Genomic DNA, 23,301 nt, shown 5'->3' on the forward strand with positions numbered 1-23,301 from the left:
CAACACATAATTCAATAACCAAAGCACCCGGTAGAAACCACCACCATAGCTTTCTACCGGGTGCTTTCGCATGCCCAGAGGAGGGCACCAGCTCGGTTTTGGGCTAGCGAATCTAGCTGATTGTGGTCGCTGTCATCGGCGGGTCTAGAATTACGAACTATTGCCTACTTCCTTAGAAAGTTCGGAATTGCACCATGCCCTTTAGTTCTTTTGACAATGCGATCAGCAGCCGCGGCTACGTCACTCCTGAGATGGAGAAGGTGTGGTCGGTGAGGGAGACCATTGCCGGCTGGTATGCCGTGGAGGCGGCGCTGGCGGCGGCACAGGGACAGGTGGGGATGATCCCGGAATCCGCGGCGGCTGCCGTCGTAGACAACTCCTCGGTTAGTTCGGAGGTAGAGGAGGCAATTAGCCGCGGTGCAACGGGCAACCCCTTCACCCTAGGCCTGGATGCGCTCCGCGCGGAGCTACCCGAGGACGCCCGGGGCTGGGCTCACTTCGGGGCGACGACCCAAGACATTCTTGATACTGGACGCGCGTTGCAGATCAAGGCGAGCCTGGATCTGATCATGCGTACCCTGCGTCGCCTCATCGACGTACTCGTGGACTTGGCGCACAAGCACGCGGAGACGGTAATGGTCGCGCGCACCAACGGACAATATGCTTTGCCCACTACGTTGGGTTACCGGGTGGCTACGTGGGTCAAGGCGCTGCGCCGTTGTTACGGGCGCCTGCAGAACACTCGCGATCACGTCTTGCTCGTGCAATTCTCCGGCGCGGTGGGCACCTATGCCGCGATGGGAGAGCACGGCTCGACTGTCGCGCGCCTGGTCGCTCGCCGCCTGGGGCTCGAGTTCGAGGAAATCGCCTGGTACGCACAGCGAGACACGATCACGGAGCTTGCTTGCATCGTCAGCATCTACGGCCAGACCTTGGCCAAGATCGCGGAGGACCTCTTTGAGATGCAGCGCTCCGACACCGGCGAGGCGGAGGAAGAACTCGACCCGCATTTTTCGGGTTCGAGTACCATGCCGCAAAAGCGAAACCCGTTTACAACTATGAAGATCTCCGCCGCCGCTCGTATGGCGGCAGGAGCGGCGTCCACTATGCTCACCCAGACGCCTAGCGCGGATGAGCGCGACCACCGCGCCATTGAGGTCGAGCGCGATTGTTTGCCGCGTATTTTCGCCGCGGTGGAAGGCGCCGGACGCAAGCTGGAAAAGCTCCTCGGCAACCTTTCCTTCGATGCCGTTGCGCTGCGCGCCAACGTCGAAGACGAGGGCGTTTTGACCATGACCGAAGCCATCATGATGGAGTTTGCCAAGGTTATTGGCCACGGTCCGGCCCACGACTTGGTCCAGGACTTTGCCACCCAGTACCGGGACACGGGGATTAGCCTGGAAAACTATATTGCGGGCCGCCCCGAGGTCGCAGACCAACTAAAGTTCGTGGATCTCACGGAAATCCAACGGCCGGAAAATTACACGGGTCTAGCAAGCGAAATCGCCCGCGCCATTTAATAGCACGGGCGATGATTGGGAGCTAGTCAACTAGAGGACCAACAGGTCGAACTTGGTGGCCTTGACGTCGCTCAGGCGCTTGCGGGCGCGCTCGAGGCGCTGCCACTGGTCCTGGGGGATGGACTTGCGGGCGATGGCGACGACCTCCTGGTCGGGGGTGCCCCACGCGATGGGCATCGGGGAGATCTGCTGCCAGTGGTTCTTGTCTGAGTTGGTGTGGTGCCCGCCAATCGCGGCGACGGGGACCTTGGTGCCGACCTTGCGGTCCACGCCCGGGATGGAATTCACCCGGCGCAGTGCGGCGCCCCAGCGGGGCTCGGCTTCCGGATCGACGTTGGTGTTGACTAGGGCTAGCAGGTACATCTCTCGGTCGGTGACCTCAGCAATGACGCCGGGGGCCAGCGGGTAGGAGTCGTAGAGCTGCTGGGCGGTGCCCACCTTGCGGGAGGAGAGAACGCCGACCACGGCACACATGATGCCGAACAGGATGATGCCCAGCCCGACGGTAAAGCCCCACGCGGACTCGACGAAGTACCAAAGGGCCGCGCCGATAATCACCAGGAGCACGCCCATGATGAGCCCGGACATCAGCAGCCGCTTGGAGTCCCGGAGCAGTTCGTTGTGCTTTTTCGCGAAGGCCTCATCGACCTCAAATTTAAAGATCTTCATTGCCATCCAAGTCTACTGCGTCGACCAAGCGGTAGGCATATCCCTGCTCCGCGAGGAATCGCTGCCGGTGGAGGGCGAACTCAGCGTCCACGCTGTCACGGGTGACCACGGTGTAGAACTCGGCCTCGTTATCGTCGGCCTTGGGGCGCAGCAGGCGGCCCAGGCGCTGGGCTTCTTCCTGGCGCGAGCCGAAGGTGCCAGAGACCTGGATGGCCAGGGCGGCCTCCGGGAGATCGATGCTGAAGTTTGCCACTTTGGAGACCACCAGGGTGGTGGTCTCACCGGCGCGGAAGGAGCGGAAGGCCTCCTCGCGCTTGGCGGTCGAGGTCCGGCCGTCAATAACGGGCGCGCCGAGGTGCTCACCGATGGTCTTGAGCTGGTCGATAAAGCCGCCGATAATTAGCGTCGGCACGCCCGGGTGGGAGGCAACGAGCTGGTCGACCACGCGGTATTTTGCCTCCGCGCTGGCTGCTAGGCGGTAGCGGTCCCGCGTCGGCGCGGTCGCGTACGTCATGCGCTCCTCAGGAGTCATCTCCACGCGGACCTCGGTGCACTCGGCGGTGGCGATAAAACCGGCGTTTTCCAGGTCCTTCCAGGGGGCGTCGTAGCGCTTGGGCCCGATTAGCGAGAAGACGTCGCCCTCCAGGCCGTCTTCACGGATGAGGGTGGCGGTCAGCCCTAGGCGGCGCCGCGACTGCAGGTCGGAGGTCATGCGGAAGACCGGGGCGGGCAGCAGGTGGACCTCGTCGTAGATGATTAGACCCCAGTCGCGGGAGTCGAACAGGTCCAGTGCGGCGTATTCCCCGCGGGTCTTGCGCGTGACCACCTGGTAGGTCGCGATGGTCACCGGCTTGATCTCTTTCTTCTCGCCGGAGTACTCGCCGATCTCCGAGGCGGTCAGGCTCGTGCGGCGCAGCAGCTCGTCGCGCCACTGGCGCCCGGCCACCGTGTTGGTCACGAGGATCAAGGTAGTGGCCTGCGCGCGGGCCATGGCGGCCGCGCCGACCAGGGTCTTGCCCGCACCGCAGGGGAGCACCACCACGCCGGAGCCGCCCTCCCAAAAGGAATCCGTGGCCCGGCGCTGGTAGTCGCGCAGCTGCCAGCCGTCTTCGGTTAAGGCAATCGGGTGGGACTCGCCGTCGACGTAGCCGGCGGTATCGCTGGCCGGCCAGCTGACCTGCAGCAGCGCCTGCTTCAGGCGCCCGCGGTGGGAGGGTGGCACCGCAAAGGTGTTTTCGTCAATCCGGGCGCCCAGCAGTGGGGCGACCTTCTTGTGGCGCTCCAGCTCCGCGAGGATGGCCGGCTCCGCCGAGGTGAGGATGAGACCGTGGGCTGGGTGCTTGTCAATGCTGACGCGGCCGTAGCGCGACATCGTCTCCGCGACGTCGACGAGCAGCGCCTGCGGGACGGGGAAGCGGGAGTAGCTCTCCAGCACGTCCACGACCTGTTCGGCGTCGTGGCCGGCGGCGCGGGCGTTCCACAGCGCCAGGGGCGTGATGCGGTAGGTGTGGATATGCTCCGGCGCGCGCTCGAGTTCGGCGAAGGGGGCAAGCGCCCGGCGGGCGCTATCGGCTTCCGGGTGATCGACCTCCAGCAGGATGGTCTTGTCGGATTGGACGATGAGCGGGCCGGGCATAGGGCGGTGGTTCTCCTCGAAAAACGGTCGGGGACAACCCAGCGCGGCTTGAGCCTTGAGGTTGGCTTAGCTCTTGAGGGCAGCGCGCCAGGTCATTTTCTTTCCGTTATTGAGGATAGCGCCGCGGTAGATGCGGGCAACCAACCAGATGACCGCGGCGGTGGTTGCTGCGAAGAGCAGGTAGGACAGCGCCAGCTGGGCGGCGCCGAAATTGCCCACCGCGTACTGCATCGGGGCGGTCAGCATGGAAAATGGCGGCAGCCAGCCGGCCACCTGCATGAGAGTGGAGTCCAGGTTGTTCCAGCCGAAGGCGGGCACGTAGGCGGTGAGGATGAGCAGGATGAGGATCGGCGTCTGCGTGGACTGGAGGTCCTCGGTGCGCTGGATGAGGGAGCCGGCCGCGGCGTAGAGACTGCCGAAGAAGAGCAGGCCCAGCAGGCACCCGACCAGCATGACGCCGAAGAGGCTCCAGTCGAGCGAGAAGTGGTCCGAGAATTCGGTAAACGCCAGGGCGGCGGCGCCGGCGCCGACGAGCACCAGGGTGGTGACGAAACCGAAGATGGTAACCCCCAGGATCTTGCCGGCCAAAAAGTCCAGCGGGCGGACGGAGGAGAGGATGATCTCCACCACGCGGGAGGACTTCTCCTCGGTCACTCGGCCGCCGACCAGGCTGGCGAAGTTGATGACGGAGAAGATGATGATCATCGCCGCGGCCAGCACGGTCAGCACTGAGACGATGTCGTCCTCGCTGTTGGCCGTGCCGTCGGCTTCGTCCACGCTGACGACGTTGACCGTAGTCTCCGGCAGCGCCTGGGCGTAGTCGGCGGGGCTGACCCCCAGCTCCTGCAGGGCGGTCTGGCTGGCGTACGCCTCGACCACCTGGTTGATGGTGGCGGTCATAGTCTGGCTGGGATCCCCGTCCTGGCTGATAAGGTCCCAGCCCTCGTCGCCGGGGACCAGGGCGGCCTCGGCGTCGCCGTTGCGGACCAGCTCGGCGGCCTGGTCGGCATCGTCAGCCCCGCGGGTGTCAAGTCCGCTGTTGTCGAAGGCCTCGGTGGGCATCTCGACGACGGCGACGGTGTCGGCCTCGTCATCGGAGCCCAAGAAGAAGTTAGCGGCGGTGATGCCGCCGATGGTCACCAGTAGCAAGAGGGCAACGGTGATTTGGACGGCGCGGGTCTTGGCCGTGATGGCCATCTCGCGCTTGGCCACGGTCCAGATGGTGGCGGGGGAAGAATAGCGCATGGGTTTAGGCCTCCTGGTTGGTCGAAGAGACGACGTCGCGGAACAGTTCGGTCAGGTCAGGGACTACGCGGCCGAAGGCGTGGACGGGCCCGGCCTGGAGGGCGGCGCGGAGGATGGTCTGGTCATCCACGTCCTCGGCGGTGAGCACCACGTGTTCAGGGCCTTCCTCGACGACCTCGCAGCCGGGCGGGTACCAGCCGCGGGCCTCGGTGGCCACGCGGTAGCGCACCGGGCCGGAGTTCCGCAGCTCTTCGACTCCGCCTTCTGCGACGAGCCGGCCGTGGGAGAGGATGCCTACGCGGTCGCACAGGCGCTGAACCAGGTCCAGCTGGTGGGAGGAGAAGAGCACGGCCACGCCGGAGCGGGCGCGCTCGACGAGCATCTCACTCATAACCTCCATGGCCACCGGGTCGAGTCCGGAGAAGGGCTCGTCTAGGATGAGCACGTCCGGGGAGTGGATCAGCGAGGCGGCCAGCTGGACGCGCTGTTGGTTGCCCAGCGACAGATCATCCAGCTTGTCGTCCTTGCGCTCGCCCAGGCCGAGACGCTCGAGCAGCTCGCCGGCCTTGGCCTTGCCGTTCGCGGCCGGGATGCCGTGCAGCGAGGCGAAGAAGGTCAGCTGGCTGACCAACGACTCCTTTCCGTAGAGGCCGCGCTCTTCCGGCATGTAGCCGATCCGGCGGCGGTTGCTGTCATCCAGCGGCTCGCCGTCCAAACGGACCTGGCCGGAGTCGGTGGACAGCACGCCCAGCGCGATGCGCATGGTGGTGGACTTGCCGGCGCCGTTGGAGCCGACGAAGCCGTAGATTTCACCCGCGCCGACGTTGAGCGAAAGATCGTGGAGGACGCGGTGGTCACCGTAGGACTTATTGAGTTGGTCTATTTCCAGTCGTGGCACTCGGGAGCCTTCCGGGTCGGGTCGATGTTCTTAGTAAAATATTGCATAAACACAACATTGCGTCAAGGGCACTTGCAATATTACCGTCGGGATAGCCCCGCCGCGTGCCTCGCGGCGAGGGCCGGGCCGGCCCGATTAGTCCAGGGTGAGCGAGGTAATCCGGGACAGCGGGATACGCACGGTCCGCGCCTGGGTGCGGGCGTCGACCTGTCCGCCGGAGACCGTTAGCGGCGTGGCGCGCAAGGATTTCTGCGCCCCGGTCTTGGTGGCGTAACCGATGACTACGGCCCGCCCGGAACGCACGGCCGCCTGCAGTAGATCCAGGTCGGGGCCGGTTGCCGCCGCCGGCTCGTCGGGGCTGCCGGCGCGGACAGCGTCGACCGCGGCGTTTAAGGCGGCCGGGGCGAGTCGGTCCGCCGGCGGGTGGAAGGCTTTGGGCGGGGGCACGGTCGCCCGCGGCGGGGCGACCTGCACCGTCGCGCCGGCGGCGTCCTCGGCGGCGGGGCTCAGGCCAGCGCGGTGGAGCTTGTCCAGCAGTGTTCGCAGCGGAACCTGGGATACGGCCACGGTGGGGGCGAGCAGGCGCAGCTCCGGCACGGCGCTCACCGCCTGGGCGAGCACTGCCGGGTCGTCGCTGCGCAGATACGCGTTGGCCGGGCCGGCGCGCAGGGCGCCGTGGCGCCGGGCGCTGTCCTGGATCAGGAAGCTCACCGGCTGTGGGACCTCGCCCGCGGAGTGCTCGGCCAGAAACTCCTGGAAATCGGTGGCCGACCAGCCCGCGTCGAAGCCACGGCGCAGCGACTCCTCGCTCAGCCGGTAGGTGCTGGCCAGGCCGGGTGATTCGAGATCGGCAATCAGGGCTAGCTTCGCCTGGACGGGGCTGGTCAGCGGTCCCGGGGCGATGATGCTGAGGTCGCCCTGCAGGAGGAAATAGGAAATCTCCTCCGGCGCGAGATCGGTGGCGTTGCCGGTCAGTGCGGTGGTGGCGCGCCCGCGGGCGATAAGCCCCAGCCACTGCGCTTCTGCGGCGAGGGCGGCGATGGTCTCCGGGCTGGTTAGGCGCGCGAAAAGCGGCGAAGAAAAGCGCAGCTCGGCGGAGAATTCTTCCGCGCTGAGCGCACGCGCGCGGTGCCGGTAAACCTTAAGGACGCGCTGCCGGTAGCCGGGCAGGTGCGGGTCGCAGGCCTCCTTGTCCAAGGGGTGCTCAGTCGACCACGACTGCCACGGGCTGGCCATCCACGCCTCGATGAGCGCCTGCCAGCGCTCGCCCAGGGCCAGGTCCTGCCAGTCCGCCGCGGCCGCGGTGGGGGCCAGGAAGTTGCCCTCGTAGCCGATGGGTTCGCCGCGGCCGAGCAGGCCCGCGCTATAGCCCAGGTGGATCAGCCGGGTGATGCCCGGCTCCGGTAGTGATAGTGCCTTGGCCAGTTGTTTTACGCTCGTCTTGCCCACGGACTTGTCCTTGAGCAGGCTGACCGGGCTGCGGCCCAGGTACTCGATTAAGCGCTCGAGTTCGCGGGCGACGTCGAGGCCGCTGGCAGCCCCGGCGGCATCAGCAGCCGCATCCGGGCGCGGCGCCTCGGGCGGGGCAATCGGCTCGAGCGGAATGACCGGGTGCTCGCGCCCGTGCACGGCCCCCAGGACCGCCCGCGGCAGGCGCAGCGTGCCCGGCTCGGGGCGGAGGACGAACCCGCGCTCTTCGAGCTGCGCCACGGGGCCTTCCGCGAACGTGCTGGCCGCGCTGGCGCCGCCGGCGTGGGCAATCCCGTAAAGCACCTCGAGCTGTTCTTCGGGCAGCTGCGCCAGGCCCGCGGGGGTAACCTCCACCTGGTTGAGCAACGACCAGCCAGTCGGCAGAGCCGGCATCACCTCGGCCGGCAGCATCACCTTGTCCGGGCCGGTGCGGTACAGCAGGGCGCGCTCGCACAGAGCGTCGGTGACTTCCGGCGCCGCAACCTCACCGGCGTGGACCTCTTCTAGCTCCGCGCCGAGGTTGGCCGCGCGTTCTAGTGCAGCTAGCAGGTCAGCCGAGCAGTTGCCCAGCGCGCGGGCGATGGAGGTCCGCAGCAGCAAGCGGGTGGCCAGTGGCGCCGGCCCCGGCGGGGGAGGGACCGCGGCGTCGGGGCGGTGCCCAAACAAAGTAGTGAGCTGATCCGTGTCCAATTTAGCGAGGAAATCCCGGTACTGCGCGGTGCGGCTGGGGTCAGAAGGGGTGATACTCATCGTAGAAGACAAGTTTAGTGCCATTTGAGTTACTTTTTTCGCGCGGGTTTGGCACAATAAGGAGTATGTCGAATGTAGAGAAGAAGGGCTTTGTTTCTCCGGCTTGGCCGCAGAACATGGAAGGCCGCGAACATGCCATTACCGAAGTTACCGCTCCGTTTGCGGGTGCCTCCAGCCCGTACGGTGACGACACCGTCCTGCCGCTGCCGGCGGACAAGCTGGACTACGTGCACCCCTACACCCGCATCAACAAGTAGTTCGCCCGCAGCAATGCCCGGTCTGGCGACCGGGCATTTTCTATGCCCTGGCCATCCCTGCGCCGGTGGTGTGGGCCCTGTGCGGGCTCTGATCTGGGCACTTGGCTTAAGGTGCTGCAGTAGAGATACCAAAAGGCGCCACCCGGGGTGGGGGCGCCTTTCCTTTGTTTGTTGGAGATGACTCCGGCCGGGGCGGGGCCCGGCGGGGAACTTTCTTAGAGGCTCAGGATGGAGTCGATCTGGCCGCGGTTGGCGGTGTAGAAAGCGTTGAAGTCGTGGCGGTTGGCCTCGTAGAACTGCTGGATCGGGGCAGGGACCTGGATGCCGTAGGTGGCCAGTTTGGACTTCACGGCGCTGTAGAGGGCGTCGACGGCCAGCTCGCTGGAGCCGGCGTTGGCGGCCTCCTGAACGGCGGCCGGGGCGTCAGCCGGAGCGGCCGGAGCCGGGGCAGCGTTCGGGTGAGAGCGGTCGGTCGGGGCGGAGTTCAGGCCCAAGCTAGCGGAGCAGGCCGGCCATGCGCCCCAGCCCTGGTTGGCCAGGACCTTTTCGGCAACGAAGATCTGCTGCTCACGGGTAGCGCCATCGGCGGTCGGGGCGAACTCGTTGCCGCCGTAGGCCTGCCAGGTGCCAGCGTTGAACTGCAGGCCGCCGTAGTAGCCGTTGCCGGTGTTGATGTTCCAATTGCCGCCGGCCTCGCACTGGGCCAGGCGGTCCCAGTCGGAGTCCGGAGCGGCCGAGGCGGCCGGTGCCATGATGGCAGCGGCTGCACCGACTGCGACGGTGCTAGCGGCGAACTTGGTGGCTACGGAAGTAGTCTTTGCCGAGTGGCGTCCCATTGTTGTAGGTCCTCTCTATTTCCCCGGTCGGTTACAATTCTTTTGCACGTAAAAATTTGGCCACCAGCGCGGGAAGGCGGTTAGTCGGGGATGTCTTCGACCAACGTGGGGCCAAGTGCCTAGCAGACAGACTATCGGTTTATAACGAAAGTGTCACGTTCTCGACACTTTTCGACACACGTCGATGGGCCCCGAGTGGCGCGTGTGAAAACCTTAAAGTGGAAAGCGCAGGTGAGGCGATCTAGTCCCAGGAAAATTTTATCGACGTGAGATGGATCACCACGGTGTTTTTGTAGTCCGATTATTGACTTCATTTTTGGTGCCGCCAGGGGTTAGAATGGTTGGTTCCATTATGAGAAGAAGAAAGTGGTGAACCAACGTGCCCATCGGTAAGGTCAGGTGGTTTGACGCGGAGAAGGGCTTCGGCTTCGCCTCCAACCCGGGGGATGAGGACGTCTACATCGGCCGCAACGTGCTGCCCAAGGGTGTCACCGATCTGCACCCTGGCCAGCGTATTGAATTCGATTTCGCGGCCGGTCGCCGCGGCCCGCAGGCGCTGCGCGTGAAGGTGCTGGATAGCCCGCGCCGCCGCAGCCCCGCCCGCAAGCCGGAAGAGCTCGGCAGCATGATTTCGGACGTGATGACCGTCCTGGAAACACAAGTACAGCCGGCCTTGAGCGCCGGGCGTTACCCGGAGCGCAAGACCGGCCGGCAGGTCGCAGAGATCCTGCGCGTCATCGCCAAGGACCTGGACAGCTAGGCCTGTGGCTGGACAGCTGGGCCCGCGCTGGACGGATCGTCCAGCGCCTGGGCGGCTAGTTCTGCTGCTCCTGCGCGGCGCGCTCGGCGTCGGACATCGTCGATAGTGACCAGACCGTGGTGTAGGGGGTTTCCTCCCCCTTAGCGTCCGTGCCAATCATGATGGAGGAGACCTCCACCACCATCAGCTTCGGGCGCTCCTTATTTTCCCCGGACGTGGATTCCTCAATCGGATCCACGGACCCGGGGATTTCTACTGTCTCGGTGTCGTAGGCGCCGTGGGTGGTCTCATCATTGGCGGCAGGGTCGTCGTAGATGCTCAGTACCCGCCACTCGTGGTTATGAATGGCCTCCGGGATGTCCAGCACGAGGTTGTCGTCGGGGCGGACCTCCAGGTTGGGGACGTCCTTTTCCTCGCACTCCGTGCCCGGCTCACAGGACATATAGGGATGGACCTCGAGCTCCTTGTCTCCGACGCGGGCGGTAACCGCGACATCCTCCGGCTCCGGGCCCGGGCGGCTGTTCCACCAATTCTGGAACAACACCACCGCCACCACAATGACGATGACGGCGATGATCAGCGCCAAGACCTGGATCAGTTGCTTGCGTTTTGCCTCTTTGCGGGTGGCCATGGGCATAGATCTTACTCGAAGGTCACGCGGTACAGATCCGGCCACCGCTTACCGGTGAGGTAGTACTCGTCGGTGCCCGGGATATGCGCTATCCCGTTGAGCACGTTGTCGGGGTTGGCCGCGGCGTTATTATCCAGCCCCGAGGCGTCGATGACGGCGTTGACCATCCCGGTGGACGGGGCGATGCGCAGGATGTCCGTGGAAAACCAGACGTTGGCGTAGATCTGCCCGTCGACGCATTCGAGCTCGTTGAGCTCATCAACCTCCTTGCCCTCCAAGGTGACCGTGACCCGGTCCAGCTCGTCGAAGCTTTCCGGGTCCACGAAGCGCAGTGTGGAGGTGCCGTCGGAAAGCGCCAGCCGGTCGCCCATATCGCACAAGCCCCAGCCCTCGCCGGAATACTCCGCGGAGCCGGTGGGCTGGAGGGTTTCCGCGTCGAAGGACAGCGCGGTGCTCGACTTCCACGTCAACTGCCAAAGCGTGTCGCGGCTACGGGTGATGCCTTCGCCGAACTGATCGCCAGCCAGCGCGGTGGACTGCTGCGGGGAGGTCTCGCCCGGGACCAGCCGGTGCACGCCGGATTCGCCGTAGCGCCCGGTGCCCACCAGCAGGGTGCCGTCCTCGTCGACTTCGAGGCCCTGCGTGAACAGGCTCTCGTCGTAGTCCAGGCGTTCGACCACCTGCGCCTTGAGGTACTCGACCGCGGGTGCGGCCGTGGTGGCCCCGCCTTCCGGGGAGGAGGCAGCGTTGTCGGCGTTGCGGTCTGCGTCAGGCAAGCTGCTGCAGGCGCTTAAGGCCAGGCCGGCGCAGGTCAGAAGCACGCCCCACCGGCGCGTTTGCTGGCGATTGCGGGGGCGCTGGCGGTGACGTGCTGGCGACAAGAGGGAACCCATACACCATATTGTGCCCCATATGCACCATAATGATTCGATGTGTCCTCTAAAAAGCGCCAATCCACCTCCACCAACCCGCTGCTAGGCTCGGCGGCCGTCGACACCGCTCGGTGGGCCCTGGAAGAACTAGGCGACGGCGATGTCGGCCGCCACATTGGCGTCGGCGGGCTGAGCCCGCACGCGGTCACCCACCGCTTCGCCGCCGACGTGCCCGGCTACCACGGGTGGGAATGGCAGGCGGTCCTGGCCTGCGCCGCCGGCAGCGACGAGGTCACCGTCAGCGAGCTAGCCCTCGTCCCCGGCGGGGAGGCCCTGCAGGCGCCGGACTGGGTGCCCTATACCGACCGGGTGCGCCCCGGGGACCTAGAGCCAGGCGACGTCATGCCGCCCGCGCCGGGGGATAGCCGCCTGAGCGACGACGGCGCGCTGAGCCAGGCCGGTTGGGAGGAGGCGGCCCAGCGCTGGCTGGCTTCTTACGGGCCGGAAGCGCTCATGGCCGCCCAGGCGCACCTGCAGTGCGCGACCTGCGCGTTCTTCCTGCCGCTGAAGGACAGCTTCGGCGTGTGCGCCAACGAGTACTCCGCCGACGGGCGCGCCGTCCACGCCCGCTACGGCTGCGGCGCCCATTCCCGGACCACCATCGCCCCGGAGCCGGCGGTGGACCCGGACACCGTCTTCGACGACGAAGCTCCCTTCCACTAGCAGCCCGCTCTCATCGAGTAGCGGCGTGCCGCTCGCCTTCGTTGGCAGTCGCGGCGCGCGACGGGTGCGGTGGGGTGGGGTGGGCGCGCCGGAGCCGGGCGGGGGTGGAGGATTTTGTGCGCGGGGCTGACAAGTATGAAACTGTTAGCGGTAAATCAATAGGGCACGGTGACATTAGTAAAGGGAAGTCAGCTCCATGCGCGCGACGCTCGATCGCTATTTCAAAATCTCCGAACGCGGATCCACCATAGGCGCCGAGATCCGAGGCGGTACCGTCTCGTTCTTCGCGATGGCCTATATTATCCTCCTCAACCCGCTCATCCTGGGCACCTCCCAGGACGTCGATGGAAACACCCTGGGAGTACCCCAGGTAGCAGCCGCCACCGCGCTCGTGGCCGGCGTGATGACCATCGCCTTCGGCGCCATCGCTAACTACCCCTTTGCGTTCGCCGCCGGGCTGGGGCTGAACACCTTCGTGGCGGTCAGCCTTGTGGCCACGGAGGGCCTGACTTGGTCGGAGGCCATGGGCCTGGTGGTCATCGACGGCATCATCATCGTCATCCTGGCTGTCTCCGGCTTCCGCACCGCGGTCTTCAAGGCCATCCCGGCCTCCATGAAGGCCGCGATGGGCGTGGGCATCGGCATGTTCATCGCCATGATCGGCTTCGTCGACGGCGGTTTCGTCACCCGCGTGCCGGACGCGGCGAACACCACCGTGCCGGTCAGCCTGGGTATTAGCGGTTCCTTCTCCACGTGGCCGAGCTTGGTCTTCGTGCTGGGGCTTATCATCTGTGCGGCCCTGGTCATCCGCAACGTGCCGGGTGGGCTGTTCATCGGCATCATCGCCACCACGATCATCGCCATGGTCGTCGAGGCGCTCACCGGCGCCGGCTCCGCCGCGGAGAACACCGGCGGCTGGAACATGGCGGTGCCGAAGGTGCCGGATTCCCTGGGCGGGGTGCCGGACCTGTCAATTGTCGGCGCCGTCGACCTGCTAGGGGCGTTTAGCCGCATCGGCGTGGTCGCCGCGACCCTGCTGGTTTTCGCCCTGGTGCTGACCAACTTCTTCGACGCCATGGGCACCATGACGGCACTCGGCCGGCACGGCAACCTGACCGACTCCGAGGGCAACCTGCCGCACCTGAAGAAGGCGTTGGTCGTCGAGGGCTTCGGCGCCGTCGTCGGCGGCCTGGGTTCGGCCTCGTCAAACACCGTCTTCGCGGATTCCTCCGCCGGTATCGGCGACGGTGCCCGCACCGGCCTGGCCAATATCACCACCGGCGTTCTGTTCATCCTGGCCATGTTCCTAACCCCGCTCTACGAGGTCGTGCCCATCGAGGCCGCCTCCCCGGTCCTCGTGGTCGTAGGCGTGATGATGGCCGGCCAGCTCACCGCCATCGAGTGGGACAAGATGTACGTGGCCATCCCGGCCTTCCTCACCATCGTCGTGATGCCGTTTACCTACTCCATCGCCAACGGCATCGGCATCGGGTTCATCTCCTTTGCCCTGATGTCCACCTTCGCCGGCAAGGCCAAGGAGACCCACTGGCTGATGTGGCTCATCTCCGGCCTGTTCGTGGTCTACTTCGCCATGGATCCCATCATGAGTTTGGTGGAATAGCGTGCGCTAGATTAGGGGCATGGATAGAACTTTCATCTCCGACCCGAACGACCCTCGCCTGGACGATATCCGGGACTTGAACAAGTCCGATAAGTCCGGCGAGGGTTTAGTCATTGCGGAGGGCCACCTGGTGGTCTCCCGCCTGGTCGAATCCCCGTTCCCGGTGCGCTGCCTGGTGGGCTTTGCCAACAAGATCGACCAGTACGTCGAGACCTACGGCGAGCCCGGCTGCCCGGTCTACGAGGTCGAGCGGGACACGCTGGCTCAAGTCGCCGGTTTCGATATGCACCGCGGGCTCGTCGCCGCCGCGGACCGCGCGACGCTGCCAGCAGTTGGGGACGTGGTGGCAAAGGCGCGCACGGTGGTCGTGCTCGAGGGGGTGGGAGACCACGAAAACATCGGCTCCATCTTCCGCAACGCGGCGGGCCTAGGCGTGGACGCGGTCCTGCTGGGCAGCGGGGCGGCCGATCCCTTATACCGCCGCAGCGTGCGCGTGTCCATGGGGCACGTGCTGCGCCTGCCGTTCGCCCGCTTCGAGGGCGGGTACACCACCTGGCAGCGTTCCCTGGACGTGATGCGCGAGGCCGGCTTCCGGCTGGTCTCGCTGACCCCGGGCGGGGACACACACATCGCAGACGCCGTCGCCAGGGCGGAGAAGGTGGCGCTGCTTGTCGGCGCGGAGGGCCCGGGGCTGACCGAGCACGCGATGCGCGCGACCGACGTGCGCGCGAGCATCCCCATGTCGCAGCACACGGATTCGCTCAACGTGGCCACCGCCGCGGCCGTGGCCTTCTACGAGCGCCAGCGGTCCTTGAGGGACTGAGAGACCTTGCGCGAGGCCTTGGACCACCACTTGTTCGCGGTGGCGCCCACGCGCCGGGCGGCGGCCGCGGAGGCCAGCGCCAGGGCGCGGAACTCGTCGCCGGTGGATTCCTCTTCGGCCGCGGCGTCCTCGTAGTCGTCGTAGTCGGTGTTGCCCGGGCCGATGCCCAGCTTCGCGGCCGAGGCGGAGGTCACCCGCGCGATGGTGGGGCGCTGGGGCTTGTCGAGCTTCGGCTCCGGGCGCCCGTCCACGGCGTAGCCCACCACGTCCAGGTCCGGGCCCTGGGCGCTGATGTCGACGCCCAGCCACGCGCGCTGGGCCTCCTCCATCAGATCGCGCGGGCGGAAGGGCAGAGCGATGCCGCCGGTGGAGTCGTTGTGCTCGCCGGCCCAGTAGGGGCCTTCGAAGGGCTCGGGCAGGCCGGAGTCTTCCAGCACCTCCATGCGGGTGCAGCACAGCGAGCGCTTCAGCTCGCTGTCCTGGAAGTGCGCGAAGCCGGCGTAGGTGTCCTCGTCGTGGTGGACGAAGGCGTAGAGGTTGTCCCACGGCGCCGCCTTGCGCAGGGCCTGCGGCAGCTGAGAGAGGATGATGCCCTCGCCCTCAATCACCGTCTGGACCACCGTCACGCCCGGGTAGCCGCCGATGTAGTACTCGGCGCTGTCCGCGGGGGCGGAGCGGTTAAAAGGGAACTGTCCGATGGGAGTGATGGGGAAGGCTGGGTTGAGCTGGGCCAGGAATTTGCGGCCATAGCCGCGATCGGCCTTGGGCTCAGCTTCGAGAACGGCGGCGGGGTTAGGGGAGGTCACGTACCACAAGGTAATGACGGCGCGGGAAATATCCATGGTCCTGGTAGTCGCTTAGTTTTTCGGGCGCTTCGTGTTGGCACGCACGCCGAGTAGCACGTCCTCCCAGTGCGGGGTCACGGCCTTGCGGCGGCGCTTGGTCGGTTTCTTTTCCGGATCCGGGTTCTGAAGGAATTCCTCCGGTAAGCCCTCCTCCGCACCGCTGTGCTCCGCGGAGTCCGGGCGGTCGCGGCCGGCGTCGTCGGGCTCCGCGGGAGCGGAGGCGTCGTGCAGGGACTCCCCGTTGGCGGCGGAGACAGCCGCGGCGTCGTGCTCGTCGTCCCAGCCGTCGCCCAGCACCGCGGTCTCATAGCGGTTGCCGCGGCCGACCGAGGTCAGCGAGCGCACCGGCTGGGCAAAGTCCGGGTCGGTCAGATCTGCGGCCACGGAGTTGCGGGCCTCGACGGTCGGCTCGGAGGTCATGGTCTGCTTGAACAGCCACTCGGCCTCGTTATCAGACAGGCCCGCCCGCCAGCGCAGGCAGACCACCCAGGGCTCGCCCTTCTCGCGGTAAGCGTCCCACTCGGCCTCGGCCAGGGTGTGCCCGCGGGCGGCGAAGGCGGTGGCCAACACCTCCCAGAGGGTCAGCTTGGCCGGACCGTCCTCGCGGACTGGGTGGGCCTGCTTGGCCAGGTCCGCCACCCGGTAGCGCTCCAGCATCACCGGGTGGGCGAAGGACTCGAGGCGGGACTCGTCCACGCCCAGCTCCTCGGCCAGGCTGGCGGCCGATGCCCCGGCCCGGATGCGGTTCTGAATCTCCGCCGGGCGCAGCGGCAGGGTCTTCTTGGACTCCGCGTGCGTGGCCGGCCGGGCCCGCCCGGTGCTGGAGGTCCCCGCCGGCGACGCCGCATGCAGGCGCGTGGGCGTACTGGCCGCCCCCGCACCAGCGTCGGCGTGATCGGCGTGGCCGTGGTCCTGACCGGTGAAGGAGCCTTCGCCGGCCTCGCTGCCGCCAGTGGAGGTCTCTTGCGAGCTGTCAGCGCTCAGGTCCCCGGCGCTGGTCTCGGTATCCGTCGGCCGGATGGTCGAGGCCAGCGTGGAGCGAGTCGCGTCGTCGACGGCGAGGAAGAACTCCTCCCCATCGTCGGCGCGCAGCACCAGGGATGATTCGGTTGAGTCGCTGTTAACTAAAAACAGCTCGCGCATGCGAGTCTCCTTCAGCCGTGGAGGACAGGGTTACTTGTGATGGGCTCCACTGTAGTCGACCCAAGGCAGAATTTATGCCAAGTCAGTGGGTATGTTGGCGGCACCGGCCTCCAGGCAGTAGTCAATAGCCTGGGTCAAGGTGCGAATGTCGTCCGGCTCGATGGCGGGGAACATGCCCACCCGGAGCTGGTTGCGGCCCAGCTTGCGGTAGGGCTCCACGTCCAGGATGCCGTTGGCGCGCAGGACGGCGGCTAGGCGGGCAGCGTCGACGGTCTCGTCGAAGTCGATGGTGCCGACCACCAGCGAGCGGGCCGCTGGGTTCTGCACGAAGGGCTGGGCCAGGGCGTGGCTGTCCGCCCAGCCGTAGAGGATCTCGGAGGAGGCGCGGGTGCGCTGCGTCATGCCGTCTAGGCCGCCGTTGTCGTTCATCCAGCGGACCTGCTCGTCCAGAAGCAGCAGCGTGCCGATAGCCGGGGTGTTGTAGGTCTGATTCTTGCGCGAGTTGGTCACCGTGATTTTCAGATCCAGAAACTCCGGGACGTAGCGATCCGTGGTGGCGATCTTGTCGACCCGCTCGAGGGCGGCGGGGGAAAAGGCCGCCAGCCACAGGCCGCCGTCGGCGGCGAAGCATTTCTGCGGGGAGAAGTAATAGGCGTCCGCGGCGCTGACGTCTACGGGCAGGCCGCCGGCACCCGAGGTGGCATCGACCAGAACCAGCTGGTTTCCGCTAGCCTCCGGCCGGCTAACCGGGACCATTGCGCCGGTGGAGGTCTCGTTATGTGCCCAGGCCACGCAGTCGCAGTCCGTGGTGTCCGCGTGGAGGGGATCGGGGGCGGTACCGACTGGGGCGTCGGTGATGACCGGTTCCTCCAGCCACGGGGCCTTGGCCGTGGCCTTGGCGAATTTGGAGGAAAACTCCCCGTAGGTCAGGTGGGCGCTGCGGCGCTCGATGAGTCCGAAGGCCGCGGAATTCCAGAAGGCCGTGGCCCCGCCCAGTGACAGGATAATTTCGTAGCCCTCCGGCAGCTGGAAGAGTGTGCTCAGGCCGTCCCGGATGGAGCCCACTAGATTCTTTACCGCGGGCTGGCGGTGGGAGGTCCCCATGATGTCCTGGCCGTGCCGGGCGAGGTAGTCGATCTGGGCGGGGCGCACCTTGGACGGGCCGCAGCCGAAGCGTCCATCGGAGGGGAGAAGTTCAGTTGGCAAAGTTAACTCGGGCGTCGTCATGCGCATAGCCTAAACGGCGACCAACCTATTTTCTGTCAGTTATTAGAATTTAACCTAGAATGGGTGTGCCCGTAACGGGAAACAAGGCGGTAGGGGCGTTTAACAGGACGCTCGTCCGGTTGGTGTAGTAGGGGTCACAGACAATTGGTAAAGTGGTGCCTGGTATGCCCGAACGCTTTTCGGGCATAGTATCGCTGGGTAAAGCCGACTGCATCTTTTTCTCTGGCTCCCAAGCGCATGAAGGATTACAGAAAGGACAAGCACGTGGCTTCTGAAGACAACAAGGTTGTACTGCACTACCCGGGTGGCGAGTACGAGATGGACATCAAGCAGTCCACCGAAGGCGACTCCGGTTTCGATATCTCCAAACTTCGCAACGAGACCGGCCTGGTCACCTTTGACCCGGGTTATGCCTCCACCGGCTCCACCGAGTCCAAGATCACCTTTATTAACGGCGAAGAGGGCATTCTGCGCCACCGCGGCTACGACATCGCGGACCTGGCGGAAAACGCCACCTTTAATGAGGTCTCCTACCTCCTTATCAAGGGCGCTCTCCCGACCGAGGAGCAGCTGTCCCGCTTCAACCAGGAGATCCGCCACCACACCCTGCTGGACGAGGACTTCAAGGCCCAGTTCAACATCTTCCCGCGCGACGCGCACCCGATGGCCGTGCTGGCCTCCTCGGTTAACATTCTGTCCTCCTACTACCAGGACCAGCTGAACCCGCTGGACGAAGAGCAGCTGGACAAGGCGACGGTCCGCCTGCTGGCCAAGGTGCCGATGTTGGCCGCCTACGCCTACCGTGCCTCCCAGGGCAAGCCCTACATGTACCCGGACAACGCGCTGAACGCCCGCGAGAACTTCCTGCGCATGATGTTCGGCTACCCGACCGAGCCCTACGAGGTCGACCCGGTTGTGGCTAAGGCCCTGGACAAGCTGCTCATTCTGCACGCCGACCACGAGCAGAACTGCTCCACTTCCACCGTGCGCATGATTGCTTCCGCGCAGGCGAACATGTTTGTCTCTATCGCCGGCGGCATCAACGCCCTGTCCGGCCCGCTGCACGGCGGCGCTAACCAGGCCGTGCTGGAGATGCTGGAGGAGATCCACGCCAACGGCGGCGACGCCACCGACTTCATGAACCGCGTGAAGAATAAGGAAAAGGGCGTCCGCCTGATGGGCTTCGGCCACCGCGTCTACAAGAACTACGACCCGCGCGCGGCCATCGTCAAGGACACCGCGCACGAGATCCTGGAGCACCTGGGCGGCGACCACCTGCTCGACCTGGCCGTGAAGCTGGAAGAGATCGCCCTGAACGACGACTACTTCATCCAGCGCAAGCTGTACCCGAACGTGGACTTCTACACCGGCCTGATCTACCGCGCCATGGGCTTCCCGACGGACTTCTTCACCGTCCTGTTCGCCATCGGCCGCCTGCCGGGCTGGATCGCCCAGTACCGCGAGCAGCTGGAGATCAACACCAAGATCAACCGCCCGCGTCAGGTCTTCACCGGCGAAACCCTGCGCAAGGTGTCCCCGCGCGCAGAGCGCTAAAACCCACAATTCCGCAGGACGACTGCCTGGCCCGGCTTCGGCTGGGTGGGCAGTTGCCTTATACTAGGGAATATTTGGTTCAGTGCTCACTGCGCTGAACATGCCAAATCTTCCCAATACTCCCAAGGAGAACTCCCCATGGATAAGCCACAGATTGAAGCCCACACGGAGCCGGCGCCAACTGACGTCGTCATCGAGGACATCGTCGTCGGTGACGGAGAGGAGGCACAACCGGGTGGGCTGGTCGAGGTTCACTACGTGGGCGCGGATTACGAGACCAACCAGGAATTCGACTCTTCCTGGGACCGGGGCCAGTCCATCGAGTTCCCGCTGACCGGCCTCATTGCCGGTTGGCAGGAGGGCATCCCCGGAATGAAGGTGGGCGGGCGTCGCCAGCTCATCATCCCGCCGGAGAAGGCCTACGGCCCGGCCGGCGGCGGGCACCCGCTGTCCGGTCGCACGCTGGTCTTCATCATTGACCTGCTGCGCGCCTCCTAGCTAAGGCGCACCCGCGGCCCGCCGCGCATTCCGTGCATTCCCCTTCCCGGAGACTCTGGGAAGGGGAATTTTCTTCTGCTTAGCCCACACGGGCGCGGGGTTTCCAGGCACAATGGAGACTATGACAGTTCCATCAGTTAACTTCCACGACGACCGCTCTATGCCGCAGCTGGGCCTGGGCACCTACAAGCTCTACGGCGAGGAGTGCATCTCCGTGGTGCGCGAGGCCATTGAGCTGGGCTACCGTCATTTCGACACCGCCACCCTCTACGAGAACGAAGAAGCGCTGGGTAAGGCGCTCAACGACGCCATCAGTGCTGGCGACGTCACCCGCGATGAGCTGTTCGTGACCTCGAAGGCGTGGCACGATCACCATGGCGCAGAGAAGGTCCAGGAGGCTTTTACCGAGTCGCTGCGGAAGCTCGGCCTGGACTACCTGGACCTGTACATGATCCACTGGCCGTGGCCGCAGGGCGGGCTGTTCGTGGAGACCTTCGAGTCCATCGCCCGCCTGCAGGGCATGGGGCAGATTGCCTCCGTGGGCGTGGCGAACTTCTACGAGGAGCCGCTGCAGGAGATCATCGACCAGACCGGCGTGGTGCCGGTGCTCAACCAGGTGGAGCTGCACCCGGGCTTTACCCAGCCGGAGCTGCGCCGCTTCCATGCCGAACACGACATCATCACCGAGGCCTGGTCGCCCCTGGCCCGCGGCGTCGTACTGGGCAACCCGGTCATCGAGGAGGCTGCCCGCAAGCACTCCGCGACCCCGGGCCAGGTCGCCTTGGCCTACTTGATGGACAAGGGGATTTCGGTCATCCCGAAGTCGGCGAAGTCCGAGCGCCTCAAGGAAAACCTGGGCGCGGTCGACGTCGAGCTGGACGCGGCCGACATCGAGGTCATCGACGGCCTGGAGGGCCAGCCGGGCTTCGGGCGCATGTTTAAGGATCCGCGCGAGTTCCCGGGAGAGGGCGCTTAAGTCCACGGCTTCTGCGATAGCCCCCGTTTGCAACCTTTGCAGACGGGGGTTTGACCGTATCTGGGGGTAATTTGCTAAGCAATACTGATGCAGGTCAGGTGGGGGAGTGGGGGTAGCTAACTTCTGCTAAGGTGAAAAACTTGGCGGATTTCACAACCTTGCAGTGTGACTAAGGTAACTTACCTGGCAACGCAAATGTGACAGGTAACTCATTGCCAGTTATCTGTGAAGCGTGTGTGAAAGTCCGCGGCTGGAACCGCGGACGAGGAAATACGTTTAGTGAAGGAGAAAGCAGTGTCTGAAGTAGATACTCCGCCGACCCAACGGCGCGAACCCACAGCGGAAGACTTCATGGAGATGCAAAAGGCGCCGCAATTTTCTGAACTGCGCGGCTCTTACCGGAAGTTCGCCTTCCCCATGACGGTGGCGTTTTTCGTGTGGTACGTCCTCTACGTGGTGATGGCCGTGTTCATGCCGGACTTTATGGGGCAATCCCTAGGCGGCAACTGGAACGTGGGCCTGGTTTTTGGACTGTTGCAGTTCGCGACCACGTTCTTGATCACCTGGATTTACGTCAAGTACGCCAATAGGAACATCGAGCCGCGCGCGGCCGCTATTCGCGAAGAACTGGAGGGCTAGACCGTGAACTCGACGATGATTGTGGCCCAGGAAACCTCGGCCGGCAACCCGCTTTTGAATATCGCCATCTTCCTCGCCTTCTTGGTGGTGACCATGTGGCTGGTGCTGCGCGCCGGCAAGTCCACCAAGGAAGCCTCTGATTTCTACACTGGTGGCGGCAGCTTCTCCGGGCGCCAGAACGGCCTGGCTATCTCCGGCGACTACCTGTCTGCGGCGTCCTTTTTGGGCATCGTGGGCGCGGTGGCCCTGACCGGCTACGACGGCTTTTTGTACTCCGTCGGCTTCTTCGTGGCCTGGCTGGTGGCCCTGATGCTGGTGGCTGAGCCCCTGCGTAACGTGGGCCGGTTCACCATGGCCGATGTTTTGTCCTTCCGCCTGCGGCAGAAGCCGGTGCGCGTCGCCGCGGCCATTGCGACGTTGTTCGTCTCCCTGTTCTACCTGGTTGCGCAGATGGCCGGCGCCGGCTCCCTGGTGGCCGTGCTGCTGGACATCCACGAATTCGTCTGGCAGGCCGTCGTCGTCGGTGTGGTGGGCATCATCATGATTATCTACGTCCTGATCGGCGGCATGAAGGGCACCACCTACGTGCAGATGATTAAGGCCGTGCTCCTGGTGACCGGCGTGGTCATCATGTGCGCGCTGGTCTTCATCTCCATCCGCGGCGGGTTCAGCACCCTCTTCCAGGACGCCATCGACATGCACGCCGGCTCGGAGAACCTCGCCAAGGAGGGCTACCAAGCCGAGCAGATCCTAGAGCCAGGCCTGAAATACGGCGCGACGCTGACCACCAAGCTGGACTTCATCTCCCTGGGAATCTCCCTGGTGCTGGGCGTGGGCGGCCTGCCGCACGTGCTCATGCGCTTCTACACCGTCCCGACCGCCCTTGAGGCCCGCCGCTCGGTGACCTGGGCGATTGTCATCATCGGCGCCTTCTACCTGATGACGCTCATCCTGGGCTACGGTGCAGCCGCCCTGGTCGGTCCGGACCGGATTCTCAACGCGCCGGGTGGCGCGAACTCGGCGGCCCCGCTGCTCGCCCTGGAGCTGGGTGGTTCCATCTTCATGGCGATCATCTCCGCGGTGGCGTTCGCGACCGTGCTGGCCGTGGTCGCTGGCCTGGCCATTACGGCCTCGGCCTCCATCGCCCACGACGTCTACGACGCCGTGCTGCGCGACGGCCAGGCCACCGAGGAAGAGCAGGTGCGCGTCTCCCAGATCACCGTCGTGATCCTGGGTATCGCCTCCATCATCCTGGGTATCCTGGCCATGACCCAGAACGTCGCCTTCCTGGTTTCCTTGGCGTTCGCGATGGCCGCCTCCGCCAACCTGCCGACCATCCTGTACTCGCTGTACTGGCGCCGCTTCAATACCACCGGCGCGGTGGCCTCCATCTACACCGGCGTGGTCTCCTGCCTGGTGCTCATCTTCTTCTCACCGGCCGTCTCCGGCTCTGAGACCTCCATGTTCCCGGGCGCGGACTGGGCCATCTTCCCGCTGAGTTCCCCGGGCTTGGTCTCCATCCCGCTGGCCTTCCTGGCGGGGTACATCGGCACCCTGGTGGGCAAGCCGGATCGCTTGGAAGCACTCGCCGCCGAGATGGAAGTTCGCTCCCTGACCGGCGTGGGCGTGGAAGCCCCAGTCGATCACTAAACCAGAATCTGGCAACTAGTCCAGTCAGGCGCCGCGGTCAATACCCCCGCGGCGCCTC

The 23,301-nt window shown here is 65.4% G+C and carries 22 protein-coding genes; 11 read left to right on the plus strand and 11 right to left on the minus strand.

All coding sequences use genetic code 11. The features are described from left to right. Nucleotides 1–194 precede the first annotated feature (194 nt). Entirely contained in the window at nucleotides 195–1,520 is a 1,326-nt protein-coding gene (locus tag QQS52_RS07555; RefSeq protein WP_472773291.1) for a lyase family protein, read from the plus strand. Nucleotides 1,521–1,550: 30 nt separating this feature from the next. On the opposite strand, the gene QQS52_RS07560 is transcribed toward QQS52_RS07555, so the two are convergent. The 5 genes from QQS52_RS07560 to QQS52_RS07580 all read right to left on the minus strand — a co-directional run bounded on the left by QQS52_RS07560 (nucleotide 1,551) and on the right by QQS52_RS07580 (nucleotide 8,188). Continuing rightward, the gene (locus tag QQS52_RS07560) at nucleotides 1,551–2,189 is read right to left on the minus strand and encodes a DUF3239 domain-containing protein (protein WP_448872945.1); all 639 of its coding nucleotides are present in this window, start codon (nucleotides 2,187–2,189) and stop codon (nucleotides 1,551–1,553) included. Then, a complete protein-coding gene (locus QQS52_RS07565) occupies nucleotides 2,176–3,825 on the minus strand; it encodes a DNA repair helicase XPB (RefSeq protein ID WP_472773292.1) in 1,650 nt (549 codons plus the stop codon). Before QQS52_RS07565 ends, QQS52_RS07560 begins: the two co-directional genes overlap by 14 nt. A 66-nt stretch (nucleotides 3,826–3,891) precedes the next feature. Then, complete coding sequence (locus tag QQS52_RS07570; protein ID WP_472773293.1) at nucleotides 3,892–5,070, minus strand: ABC transporter permease; 1,179 nt, start codon at nucleotides 5,068–5,070, stop codon at nucleotides 3,892–3,894. A gap of 4 nt (nucleotides 5,071–5,074) precedes the next feature. After that, nucleotides 5,075–5,968 (minus strand): ABC transporter ATP-binding protein, encoded by an 894-nt coding sequence (locus QQS52_RS07575; RefSeq protein WP_472773294.1) that lies wholly within the window; start codon nucleotides 5,966–5,968, stop codon nucleotides 5,075–5,077. 135 nt (nucleotides 5,969–6,103) lie between these two features. Continuing rightward, the gene (locus QQS52_RS07580) at nucleotides 6,104–8,188 is read right to left on the minus strand and encodes a helicase-associated domain-containing protein (RefSeq protein WP_472773295.1); all 2,085 of its coding nucleotides are present in this window, start codon (nucleotides 8,186–8,188) and stop codon (nucleotides 6,104–6,106) included. Nucleotides 8,189–8,253: 65 nt separating this feature from the next. Here QQS52_RS07580 and QQS52_RS07585 point away from each other — a divergent pair, with 65 nt between their 5' ends. Next, on the plus strand, nucleotides 8,254–8,445 hold the full coding sequence (locus QQS52_RS07585) for a hypothetical protein (protein ID WP_472773296.1): 192 nt from the start codon (nucleotides 8,254–8,256) through the stop codon (nucleotides 8,443–8,445). A 215-nt stretch (nucleotides 8,446–8,660) separates the two neighbouring features. On the opposite strand, the gene QQS52_RS07590 is transcribed toward QQS52_RS07585, so the two are convergent. After that, nucleotides 8,661–9,281 (minus strand): resuscitation-promoting factor Rpf1 domain-containing protein, encoded by a 621-nt coding sequence (locus QQS52_RS07590; RefSeq protein ID WP_472773297.1) that lies wholly within the window; start codon nucleotides 9,279–9,281, stop codon nucleotides 8,661–8,663. Between the two features lie 379 nt (nucleotides 9,282–9,660). Between QQS52_RS07590 and QQS52_RS07595 the strand changes: the two genes are divergently transcribed. Next, on the plus strand, nucleotides 9,661–10,041 hold the full coding sequence (locus tag QQS52_RS07595) for a cold-shock protein (protein ID WP_472773298.1): 381 nt from the start codon (nucleotides 9,661–9,663) through the stop codon (nucleotides 10,039–10,041). A 55-nt stretch (nucleotides 10,042–10,096) separates the two neighbouring features. Here the strand turns inward: QQS52_RS07595 and QQS52_RS07600 are convergent, their stop codons facing one another. Beyond that, entirely contained in the window at nucleotides 10,097–10,672 is a 576-nt protein-coding gene (locus tag QQS52_RS07600) for a DUF2771 domain-containing protein (protein WP_472773299.1), read from the minus strand. An 11-nt stretch (nucleotides 10,673–10,683) separates the two neighbouring features. Then, complete coding sequence (locus QQS52_RS07605; RefSeq protein ID WP_472773300.1) at nucleotides 10,684–11,493, minus strand: glutaminyl-peptide cyclotransferase; 810 nt, start codon at nucleotides 11,491–11,493, stop codon at nucleotides 10,684–10,686. A 111-nt stretch (nucleotides 11,494–11,604) separates the two neighbouring features. On the opposite strand from QQS52_RS07605, the gene QQS52_RS07610 reads away from it, so the two are divergent. The 3 genes from QQS52_RS07610 to QQS52_RS07620 all read left to right on the plus strand — a co-directional run bounded on the left by QQS52_RS07610 (nucleotide 11,605) and on the right by QQS52_RS07620 (nucleotide 14,711). Then, the gene (locus QQS52_RS07610; protein WP_472773301.1) at nucleotides 11,605–12,267 is read left to right on the plus strand and encodes a DUF3027 domain-containing protein; all 663 of its coding nucleotides are present in this window, start codon (nucleotides 11,605–11,607) and stop codon (nucleotides 12,265–12,267) included. A gap of 196 nt (nucleotides 12,268–12,463) precedes the next feature. After that, nucleotides 12,464–13,888: an NCS2 family permease gene (locus QQS52_RS07615; protein ID WP_472773302.1), complete on the plus strand. Its 1,425-nt coding sequence runs from the start codon at nucleotides 12,464–12,466 to the stop codon at nucleotides 13,886–13,888. 19 nt (nucleotides 13,889–13,907) lie between these two features. Continuing rightward, a complete protein-coding gene (locus QQS52_RS07620) occupies nucleotides 13,908–14,711 on the plus strand; it encodes a TrmH family RNA methyltransferase (protein WP_472773303.1) in 804 nt (267 codons plus the stop codon). Here the strand turns inward: QQS52_RS07620 and QQS52_RS07625 are convergent. From QQS52_RS07625 to serC, 3 genes are all read right to left on the minus strand, one after another. Continuing rightward, a complete protein-coding gene (locus tag QQS52_RS07625; RefSeq protein WP_472773304.1) occupies nucleotides 14,681–15,553 on the minus strand; it encodes a DUF6928 family protein in 873 nt (290 codons plus the stop codon). The two genes, QQS52_RS07620 and QQS52_RS07625, sit on opposite strands and share 31 nt — an antisense overlap. 15 nt (nucleotides 15,554–15,568) lie before the next feature. Next, nucleotides 15,569–16,699, minus strand: a complete 1,131-nt coding sequence (gene sepH / locus QQS52_RS07630; protein ID WP_472773305.1) for a septation protein SepH — start codon at nucleotides 16,697–16,699, stop codon at nucleotides 15,569–15,571. 72 nt (nucleotides 16,700–16,771) lie between these two features. Beyond that, complete coding sequence (serC, locus tag QQS52_RS07635) at nucleotides 16,772–17,926, minus strand: phosphoserine transaminase (protein WP_472773306.1); 1,155 nt, start codon at nucleotides 17,924–17,926, stop codon at nucleotides 16,772–16,774. A gap of 237 nt (nucleotides 17,927–18,163) precedes the next feature. Between serC and QQS52_RS07640 the strand changes: the two genes are divergently transcribed. The 5 genes from QQS52_RS07640 to QQS52_RS07660 all read left to right on the plus strand — a co-directional run bounded on the left by QQS52_RS07640 (nucleotide 18,164) and on the right by QQS52_RS07660 (nucleotide 23,243). Continuing rightward, complete coding sequence (locus QQS52_RS07640) at nucleotides 18,164–19,480, plus strand: citrate synthase (protein ID WP_472773307.1); 1,317 nt, start codon at nucleotides 18,164–18,166, stop codon at nucleotides 19,478–19,480. 138 nt (nucleotides 19,481–19,618) lie between these two features. Then, nucleotides 19,619–19,978, plus strand: coding sequence for an FKBP-type peptidyl-prolyl cis-trans isomerase (locus tag QQS52_RS07645; protein WP_070769354.1), 360 nt, complete (start codon nucleotides 19,619–19,621; stop codon nucleotides 19,976–19,978). A gap of 112 nt (nucleotides 19,979–20,090) precedes the next feature. Further along, the gene (locus QQS52_RS07650; RefSeq protein ID WP_472773308.1) at nucleotides 20,091–20,954 is read left to right on the plus strand and encodes an aldo/keto reductase; all 864 of its coding nucleotides are present in this window, start codon (nucleotides 20,091–20,093) and stop codon (nucleotides 20,952–20,954) included. Nucleotides 20,955–21,305: 351 nt separating this feature from the next. After that, nucleotides 21,306–21,593, plus strand: a complete 288-nt coding sequence (locus QQS52_RS07655; RefSeq protein ID WP_472773363.1) for a DUF485 domain-containing protein — start codon at nucleotides 21,306–21,308, stop codon at nucleotides 21,591–21,593. Nucleotides 21,594–21,608: 15 nt separating this feature from the next. Beyond that, nucleotides 21,609–23,243 carry a solute symporter family protein gene (locus tag QQS52_RS07660; protein WP_472773364.1) on the plus strand — a complete coding sequence of 545 codons (1,635 nt, stop codon included), beginning with the start codon at nucleotides 21,609–21,611 and terminating at the stop codon, nucleotides 23,241–23,243. Nucleotides 23,244–23,301: the final 58 nt, after the last annotated feature.

It is taken from the genome of Corynebacterium sp. 1103A, from assembly GCF_055700955.1.

Excerpts from the sequence above, each read along its gene's own strand:
- QQS52_RS07555 (WP_472773291.1), top strand. The coding sequence starts at position 195 with ATGCCCTTTAGTTCTTTTGACAATGCGATCAGCAGCCGCGGCTACGTC.
- QQS52_RS07560 (WP_448872945.1), bottom strand. The coding sequence starts at position 2,189 with ATGAAGATCTTTAAATTTGAGGTCGATGAGGCCTTCGCGAAAAAGCAC.
- QQS52_RS07565 (WP_472773292.1), bottom strand. The coding sequence starts at position 3,825 with ATGCCCGGCCCGCTCATCGTCCAATCCGACAAGACCATCCTGCTGGAG.
- QQS52_RS07570 (WP_472773293.1), bottom strand. The coding sequence starts at position 5,070 with ATGCGCTATTCTTCCCCCGCCACCATCTGGACCGTGGCCAAGCGCGAG.
- QQS52_RS07580 (WP_472773295.1), bottom strand. The coding sequence starts at position 8,188 with ATGAGTATCACCCCTTCTGACCCCAGCCGCACCGCGCAGTACCGGGAT.
- QQS52_RS07585 (WP_472773296.1), top strand. The coding sequence starts at position 8,254 with ATGTCGAATGTAGAGAAGAAGGGCTTTGTTTCTCCGGCTTGGCCGCAG.
- QQS52_RS07590 (WP_472773297.1), bottom strand. The coding sequence starts at position 9,281 with ATGGGACGCCACTCGGCAAAGACTACTTCCGTAGCCACCAAGTTCGCC.
- QQS52_RS07600 (WP_472773299.1), bottom strand. The coding sequence starts at position 10,672 with ATGGCCACCCGCAAAGAGGCAAAACGCAAGCAACTGATCCAGGTCTTG.
- QQS52_RS07615 (WP_472773302.1), top strand. The coding sequence starts at position 12,464 with ATGCGCGCGACGCTCGATCGCTATTTCAAAATCTCCGAACGCGGATCC.
- QQS52_RS07620 (WP_472773303.1), top strand. The coding sequence starts at position 13,908 with ATGGATAGAACTTTCATCTCCGACCCGAACGACCCTCGCCTGGACGAT.
- QQS52_RS07625 (WP_472773304.1), bottom strand. The coding sequence starts at position 15,553 with ATGGATATTTCCCGCGCCGTCATTACCTTGTGGTACGTGACCTCCCCT.
- sepH (WP_472773305.1), bottom strand. The coding sequence starts at position 16,699 with ATGCGCGAGCTGTTTTTAGTTAACAGCGACTCAACCGAATCATCCCTG.
- serC (WP_472773306.1), bottom strand. The coding sequence starts at position 17,926 with ATGACGACGCCCGAGTTAACTTTGCCAACTGAACTTCTCCCCTCCGAT.
- QQS52_RS07640 (WP_472773307.1), top strand. The coding sequence starts at position 18,164 with ATGAAGGATTACAGAAAGGACAAGCACGTGGCTTCTGAAGACAACAAG.
- QQS52_RS07645 (WP_070769354.1), top strand. The coding sequence starts at position 19,619 with ATGGATAAGCCACAGATTGAAGCCCACACGGAGCCGGCGCCAACTGAC.
- QQS52_RS07650 (WP_472773308.1), top strand. The coding sequence starts at position 20,091 with ATGGAGACTATGACAGTTCCATCAGTTAACTTCCACGACGACCGCTCT.
- QQS52_RS07655 (WP_472773363.1), top strand. The coding sequence starts at position 21,306 with ATGGAGATGCAAAAGGCGCCGCAATTTTCTGAACTGCGCGGCTCTTAC.
- QQS52_RS07660 (WP_472773364.1), top strand. The coding sequence starts at position 21,609 with ATGATTGTGGCCCAGGAAACCTCGGCCGGCAACCCGCTTTTGAATATC.